Source organism: Streptomyces sp. NPDC054770 (assembly GCF_053611985.1).
Map to the genome: position 1 here is coordinate 1 of NZ_JBSHBL010000159.1, position 7,241 is coordinate 7,241.

The following is a 7,241-nucleotide window of genomic DNA, read 5'->3' on the forward strand; positions in this document are numbered from 1 at the left end:
CCGGTTCCTCCGGTGGCCCGCCGCTTTTCGCCGTGCCGCCCGGCTGCGGCTCACTTCCGGTAGAGCGCCTCGATCTCCTCGGCGAAGCGGGCGGTCACCGCGTGCCGCTTGACCTTCAGGGACGGCGTGAGCAGTCCGTTGTCCTCGCTGAACTCGCCCTCCACCAGGGCGAAGGCGCGGATCGACTCGGCGCGGGAGACGGCCTGGTTGGCGTGGTCGACCGCCTTCTGCACCTCGGCCCGCAGCCGGTCGTCGCGCACCAGCTCGGCGAGCGGGGTGTCCGGCGGCAGCCTCCGTACGGACAGCCAGTGCGCGACCGCCTCGGGGTCCAGGGTGATCAGGGCGGCGACGAACGGCCGGTTGTCGCCGACGACCAGGCACTGACCGACGGGCGACCGGCCGCGCAGCCGGTCCTCCAGGACGGCCGGGGAGACGTTCTTGCCGCCGGAGGTGACCAGGATGTCCTTCTTGCGGCCGGTGATGGTGAGATAGCCGTCCGCGTCGAGCGCACCGAGGTCGCCGGTCTCGAACCAGCCGTCGGCGGGCAGCACTTCGGCGGTCGCGGCCGGGTTGTTCCAGTACGACCCGAACACCACCGGCCCCTTGATCAGTACTTCTCCGTCGTCGGCGATCCGGACGGCCGTCCCCGGGACGGGCTGCCCGACCGTGCCGGGGCGGGGCGCCAGCGGCGGCACGATGGTGGCGGCCGCGCTGGTCTCGGTCAGGCCGTAGCCCTCGTAGACGACGATCCCGGCCGCGTGGAAGAACAGGTTGAGGTCGCGGTCGAGCGGTGAGCCGCCGCTGACGGCGTACCGCATCCGGCCGCCGAGTTCCTTGCGGATACGGCGGTAGACCAGCAGGTCGTACAGCGCCCAGGCGGCGTACAGGCCGGGCCCGGGGCCCTTCCCCGTGCCGAGGAACCGGTCCAGATGGGCCGTGGCGAAGCGCACCCCGATCCGTTCCGCCCGGTCGAAGGAGGCGGCCCTGCCGATCTTCTCGGCCGTCGCCCGCCCGGTGTCGTGGATCTTCTCGAAGAGGTACGGCACCCCGACCAGGAAGGTCGGCCGGAACTCCCGGAGCGCGGGCCGGAGTTCGTCGGGCTTCACGCTCGGGAAGTGGCCCATCTCGATACGGCCCAGCAGACAGGCGATCTGGAGCGAACGGCCCAGGATGTGGGCGAGCGGCAGGAACAGCAGGGTCGAGGCGGCCCGGCCGGTGACCGCCTGGAAGACGGGGTGCAGCAGCTCGACCGTGTTGGCGGCCTCGGCGTGCAGGTTGGCGTGGGTGAGGACGCAGCCCTTGGGGCGGCCGGTGGTGCCGGAGGTGTAGCAGATGGTGGCGGTGGTGCCGGGGGTGAGGGTGCCACGGCGCTTGGTGACCTCCTCGTCCGGGACGTCCCGGCCGAGGGTGGTGAGGTCGGTGAGTGCGCCTGCGTCCAGCTCCCAGACGCGTGGGGGTTCGGGGTGGCCGGCGGTGCCGGTGGTGACGGTCGCCGTGTTCTGCGGGGTCTCGGTGACGACGTGCCGGGCGCCGGAGTCCCTGACGATCCACTCCACCTGGTCCGCGGAGGAGGTGGGGTAGACCGGGACGGTCACACCGCCGGCCGCCCAGACGGCGAAGTCGAGGACCGTCCACTCGTAGCGGGTACGGGACATCACCGCGACGCGGTCGCCTGCGGCGACGCCGGCGCCGATCAACCCCTTTGCCACGGAGGCCACTTGGGTGGCGAACTCGGCTGCCGTGACGGTGCCCTCGCTGCGGCGGATCGCCGTGGTGTGGGGTGCCTCGGCGGCGTTGGTGTAGGGGAGGTCGGCGAGGGAGCCGGTGGTGAGCGGGGCGGCGAGGGGCGGGCGGCGCGCCTCCCGCACGACCCCGGCCTCGTCCTTGATGACCTCGACCTTGCCGCGGTCGGCCAGGTCGGTGCGTTGACGTGCTCGTTTGAGGTCGCTGCGTACGCTCATGGGGCGTCAACTTACTCGGAAGTAAGGGGAGGTCAATGGGTTTCGCCGTAGGGGGTGCGGTGGTGCGCCGGGTGCGGGTGCGTCGTGGCTGGTCGCGCAGTTCCCCGCGCCCCTGAAGGGGCGCGTCAGCCCTCGGTGTTGGAATGGACCGCCTCTCGAATGGCTGTCGCGAGGTCGGATACGTCCTTGTCCTCAGTCGCCCTTGCCAACGTCTGGGCCCGGGACTGGAGTTTCGTCAGGCTCGGTGCGCCGGGGATGTTGTAGTCGCCCCCGGCCAGCGCGTCCGCGAAGTACGCGGCCACCGCGGTTACCTGGAAGCGGGGGGAGGCTGACCAGACGTCGTCGTGCAGGGCGCTGGTCTCCATCGAGCCCGTGTTCTCGTGCGGGGAGCGGGTGTTGGGGTCCAGCCAGCGGACCGTGGCGGTGGCGAGGTGGCCGTCCGTGCCGGGGTTGGTGCGGACAGCGTAGAGGGCGGTGACCGTGTGGCCGGGGCCGATCTCGCCGCCGTCCACGTGGTCGTTGCGGAAGTCCTGGTCGGCTACCTTGCGGTCCTGGTAGCCGATCAGGTGGAACTCGGCGACCGTGTGCGGGTCGAAGGCCACCTGGGCCTTGGCGTCGCGGGCCACCAGGTCGATGTTCTGCGGGAGTTGGCGGCAGAAGACGTCGGTGGCGGTCGCGGTGTCGGCGACGTACACGGTGTGGCCGTCGCCCTTGTCGGCGAGGCGTTCCATGAGGGCGTCGCCGTAGTCGCTGCCCACGCCCACGCCGAACAGGGTGATGCCGTACTCGCGGCGGTCGCCGTCGATGCGCTTGAGGATGGCGTTCGGGTCGGTCTCGCCGTCGTTGGCGAGGGCGTCGGAGATGAGGACGACGCGGTTGGTGGCGTTCTTGCGCAGGCCCTTTACGGCGGTGGCGTAGCCGGTCTCGACGCCTTCGCCGAGGTTGGTGGAGGAGAGGGCGGCGAGGCCGTCGACCGCGTCGTGGATCTCGGCGCGGTGGCCGCCCAGGCGGGTCATCGGCAGGACGGTCTCGGCGTGTTCGCTGAAGGTGACGAGGGCGACCGAGTCGTCGTCGCGCAGCCGGTCGGTCATCGTGTCCAGGGACTTCTTGGCGAGGTCGAGGCGGCCCGGCTCGCCCATGGAGCCGGAGACGTCGATGACGAAGGTGAGGGCGGCCGGGGGACGTTCGTCGGTGTCGTCGGCGGGGCGGGTGGCGAGGCCGACGCGGACCAGGGACCAGTTCGGCCTGCTGGTGCGTGCGCCGTCGACGGTGACCGTGAAGCCGTTGTGCTCGGGGGTGCGGTAGTCCTGGCGGAAGCTGTTGACGAATTCCTCGGGCCGGATGGTCGAGGGGTCGGGGCGGTCGCCGTCGGCGAGGGTGCGGCGGGCGTAGCCGTAGGAGGCGGTGTCGACGTCGAGGGCGAAGGTGGAGAGGTGGTCGGAGGGCGGGGCGGTCTCGTCGCCCCGGGTCTGGGAGGGGGCGGGGGCCCTGGTGTCGGACGTGTAGTTCGGGCCGTTCGCGTGGTTCTCGTCGGCGCTGCAGCCCGCCAGGAGCAGGGCGGCCGCGGTGGTGAGGGCGAGCAGCGCCCCGCGCGCCTGCCGTCGGGTCGGGTGTCGGTCCATCGTGTGTGCCCCCTGTGCCGGTCGGAGTCGACTTCCTGACTTGTCGTCGACTCTGACGGCGCAGGGGGCCGGAACGTGCGCCCCGATGCGTTGCGGATGGATCTCGAAGCGGCCACGGACCAGGGGGTTCGAGGCCGGAGGGAGATCGTCCGGTGACCTAGGAGACCACGTCCTTGCGGGCGAAACCTCGGAAGGCCAGGGCGAACAGCACCAGGGCGTACGTTATCGAGACCGCGGTGCCCTGGATCATGCCGGACCACTCCAGGTGCGGCTGTACGGCGTCCGCCCAGGCGAACTGCCAGTGCGCGGGCAGGAAGTCGCGCCAGTGGCCGAGGGCGGTGACCGCGTCCAGGACGTTGCCGACGATGGTCAGGCCGACCGCGCCGCCGACCGCGCCGAGCGGCGCGTCGGTCTTCGTGGACAGCCAGAACGCGAGGCCCGCGGTGACCAGTTGGGACAGGAAGATGTACGCGACGACGATCGCGAGGCGCTGCGCGGCGGTGCCCGTGTCGAGTGCGCCGCCGGTGGGGATCTGGAGCGGACCCCAGCCGTAGGCGGCCGAGCCGACGGCCAGGGCGACCAGCGGCAGCAGGATCATCGCGGCCAGGCTGAGGCCGAGCGCGACGACCAGCTTGGACCACAGCAGGCGGGCCCTGGGCACGGGTGCGGCGAGCAGGTAGCGCAGGGAGGACCAGCTGGCCTCCGAGGCGACCGTGTCCCCGCAGAACAGGGCGACCGGGATGACCAGCAGGAAGCCCGCCGACACGAACAGGTTGACCGCGGCGAAGTTGGCGCCGGAGGAGGTGGCCGTGTCCAGCAGGGTGACCTGGCCGTTCTGCCGGCCGGGCTGGCCGCCGATCGCGAACGCGATCAGCAGCACGAACGGCAGTACGGCCAGGATGCCGCCCATCACCAGCGTGCGGCGGCGCTTGAGCTGGCGGACCAGTTCGACGCGGAGCGGCAGGGTGCGGCCCGCCCGGTAGCCGGAGGCGACCGCGGACTTCTCGGTGAGCGTGCTCATGCGGATCCTCCGATCAGGGTCAGGAAGGCGTCTTCCAGACGGCGGTGCGGGCCGACCGACGCCACCGGCACGTTGAGCCGGACGAGTTCGGCGACCAGGGCCGGGGCGCCGGCGCCGGGCTCCAGGCGGACGAGCAGGCCGTCGTCCGTGCCGGTCACGGAGGCCACGCCGGGCAGCGCGGCCACCTTCTCCACGACCGGCTCCGCCACGGGCACGTCCGTGCCGACGAGGAGGGTGTCGCCGGAGCCGATGATCTCGGCGACCGGGCCGGCCTGGACGAGCCGGCCGTGGTCCATCACCACGAGGTGGGTGCAGGTCTGCTCGACCTCGGCGAGGAGATGGCTGGAGACGATCACCGTGCGGCCGGCGGCCGCGTAGCGGATCATCACCTCGCGCATCTCGCGGATCTGCGGCGGGTCGAGGCCGTTGGTGGGTTCGTCGAGGATGAGCAGGTCCGGCAGGCCGAGCATGGCCTGGGCGATGGCGAGGCGCTGCCGCATGCCCTGCGAGTAGGTGCGGACCGCGCGGGCCAGTGCGTCGCCGAGGCCGGCGATCTCCAGGGCCTCGTCGAGGTGGGCGTCCTCGGCCGGGCGGCCGGTGGCCTGCCAGTACAGCTCCAGGTTCTCCCGGCCGGACAGGTGCGGCAGGAAGCCGGCGCCCTCCACGAAGGCGCCGACCCGGGAGAGGACGGGTGCGCCCGGGCGGATGGCGTGGCCGAAGACCCTGACCTCGCCGCCGTCGGGTTTGATCAGCCCCATCAGCATGCGCAGGGTGGTGGTCTTGCCCGCGCCGTTCGGACCGAGGAGGCCGAGGACCTGGCCGTTCTCGACGCGGAAGGACAGCTCACGGACGGCGTACCGGTCGGCCGAACCCGCGTAGCGCTTGCTCAGGTCCGTTATCTGGAGCGGGACTTCGGCGAGCGCCGGGGCCGGGGCCGGCGCGGCGGTGCGGCGGCGGCCGGTGAGCAGCAGGGCCAGGGCGGCGACCGCGCCGGCCAGCGGCAGCCACCACACCCAGGCGGGCAGCGGCGCGGCGGCCGTGTCCACCTGGGGTGCCGTCGGCACGCTGAGGGGGCTCTTGAGGGAGACGGTGTAGGTGGCCGGGGCGGTCGGGGAGGCGTAGCCGAGGTCGGTGGAGGCGAGGACCAGGCGCAGCCGGTGGCCCTTCTGCACCTCGTGGTCGACGGCCGGGAGGGTGAGGGTGACGTCCTTGCCTGCCTTGGCGCCCTCGACGCGGATCGGGGCGACCAGCTGGGAGGGCAGCACCTGCTGGGTGCCGCCCGGGCCGACGTCGTACACCTTTCCGAAGAGCACGGCGTCGTCGCTGGTGGAGGTGATGTGGACGGTGGCCGTGGGGGTGCCGGTGATCTGCAGGGTGTCGGTGACGGGCGCCGAGTCGAAGCGGGCGTACTGGCCGGGGAAGTCGAGGGAGATGCCGACGCCGAGGGAGGAGAGCTGGGCGAGGCCGCCGGAGCCGCCGAGGCCGGGCAGCGCGGAGACGCCGGGCGGGCTGGCGCCGGCCGGGTTGGTGACGTGCTGGGTGCCGCCCTTCAGGGCGATGTTCTTCCGGTCGCTCTCCAGGCCGGGGTAGCTGTCGGCGGTCGCGCCGCGCAGCTGGGCGGCGCCGTCGGTGGAGTCGACGCCTCCGGTGCGGGTGATGCGGAAGGCGGGCCCCGTATCGGCTGCCTTGTCGCCCTTCAGATACCGGTCGAACCACGCCGTCATCCGGCCCTCGACCCGGCTGGTCTCCAGGTCGCCGCCGTCGTGGCCGCCGGCGATCCAGTCGACGTCGACGGGGGCGCCGTTGGCCTTGATGGCCTTCGCCGCCGCGTCGGACTGGGAGAGCGTGAAGAGGGAGTCGGTCTGCCCCTGGAACAGCAGGGTGGGCACCTTGATGCGGCTGCCGACCGCCGACGGCGAGCGTTCCTCGAGGAGCTTGACCGCGGCCGCGTCCGGCTTGCCCGCCTCGGCGACCCGGTTGTACATCGCGCACAGCTCGGGCTGGAAGTCGGTGCAGCCGCCGCCGTCGTTGAAGAAGATCCCGGCCCAGAGCTTCTTGAAGACGCCGTCCGGGAACAGGGCGTCGGCGAGGTTCCAGTACGTGATGGACGGGGCGATGGCGTCGACGCGGTCGTCGTAACCGGCGGCGAGGAGGGAGATCGCCCCGCCGTACGAGCCACCCGCCACCCCGACGCGCGGATCACCGGGCTTGTCGAGCTGCACCTGGGGCTGTTTCGCCAGCCAGTCGATGAGCTTGGAGACGTCGGCGACCTCGCCCTTCGGGTCGTTGAGGCCGATCTTCCCGGTGGACTTGCCGAAGCCGCGGGCGGACCAGGTGAGGACCGCGTAGCCGTCGCGGGCGAGGTCCTCGGCCTCGGCGCGCATGTCGTCCTTGCTGCCGCCGAAGCCGTGGGCGAGGAGGACCGCGGGGCGTCGGCCGGTGCCGGCGGCGGTGAAGAACGAGGTGTCCAGACGCACCCCGTCCACGGCCATGACCTTGTCGGTCCGCTGCACCGGAGGCGGGCCGTCGGAGGCGACGGCCGTCCACGTACCGGCACCGACGAGCACGACGACGGCGGCCGCGGCGGGGCGAAGCCCCCCCGCGCGCCGCAGCGTCGCGCGTAAGCCGGGGGGTGGG

4 protein-coding genes are annotated in these 7,241 nt (G+C 72.5%); all 4 read right to left on the reverse strand.

Annotation, left to right across the window (positions count from 1 at the left end):
- Nucleotides 1-50: 50 nt before the first annotated feature.
- Complete coding sequence (locus ACWGKQ_RS51530) at nt 51-1,961, reverse strand: AMP-dependent synthetase/ligase (RefSeq protein ID WP_453299067.1); 1,911 nt, start codon at nt 1,959-1,961, stop codon at nt 51-53.
- Nucleotides 1,962-2,086: 125 nt separating this feature from the next.
- Nucleotides 2,087-3,583: a YfbK domain-containing protein gene (locus tag ACWGKQ_RS51535; RefSeq protein WP_453299068.1), complete on the reverse strand. Its 1,497-nt coding sequence runs from the start codon at nt 3,581-3,583 to the stop codon at nt 2,087-2,089.
- Between the two features lie 157 nt (nt 3,584-3,740).
- Entirely contained in the window at nt 3,741-4,604 is an 864-nt protein-coding gene (locus ACWGKQ_RS51540; RefSeq protein ID WP_453299069.1) for an ABC transporter permease, read from the reverse strand.
- On the reverse strand, nt 4,601-7,241 hold a 2,641-nt coding region (locus ACWGKQ_RS51545; protein WP_453299070.1), incomplete at its 5' end, for a CocE/NonD family hydrolase. The genes ACWGKQ_RS51540 and ACWGKQ_RS51545, both read right to left, overlap by 4 nt.

Excerpts from the sequence above, each read along its gene's own strand:
- ACWGKQ_RS51530 (WP_453299067.1), bottom strand. The coding sequence starts at position 1,961 with ATGAGCGTACGCAGCGACCTCAAACGAGCACGTCAACGCACCGACCTG.
- ACWGKQ_RS51535 (WP_453299068.1), bottom strand. The coding sequence starts at position 3,583 with ATGGACCGACACCCGACCCGACGGCAGGCGCGCGGGGCGCTGCTCGCC.
- ACWGKQ_RS51540 (WP_453299069.1), bottom strand. The coding sequence starts at position 4,604 with ATGAGCACGCTCACCGAGAAGTCCGCGGTCGCCTCCGGCTACCGGGCG.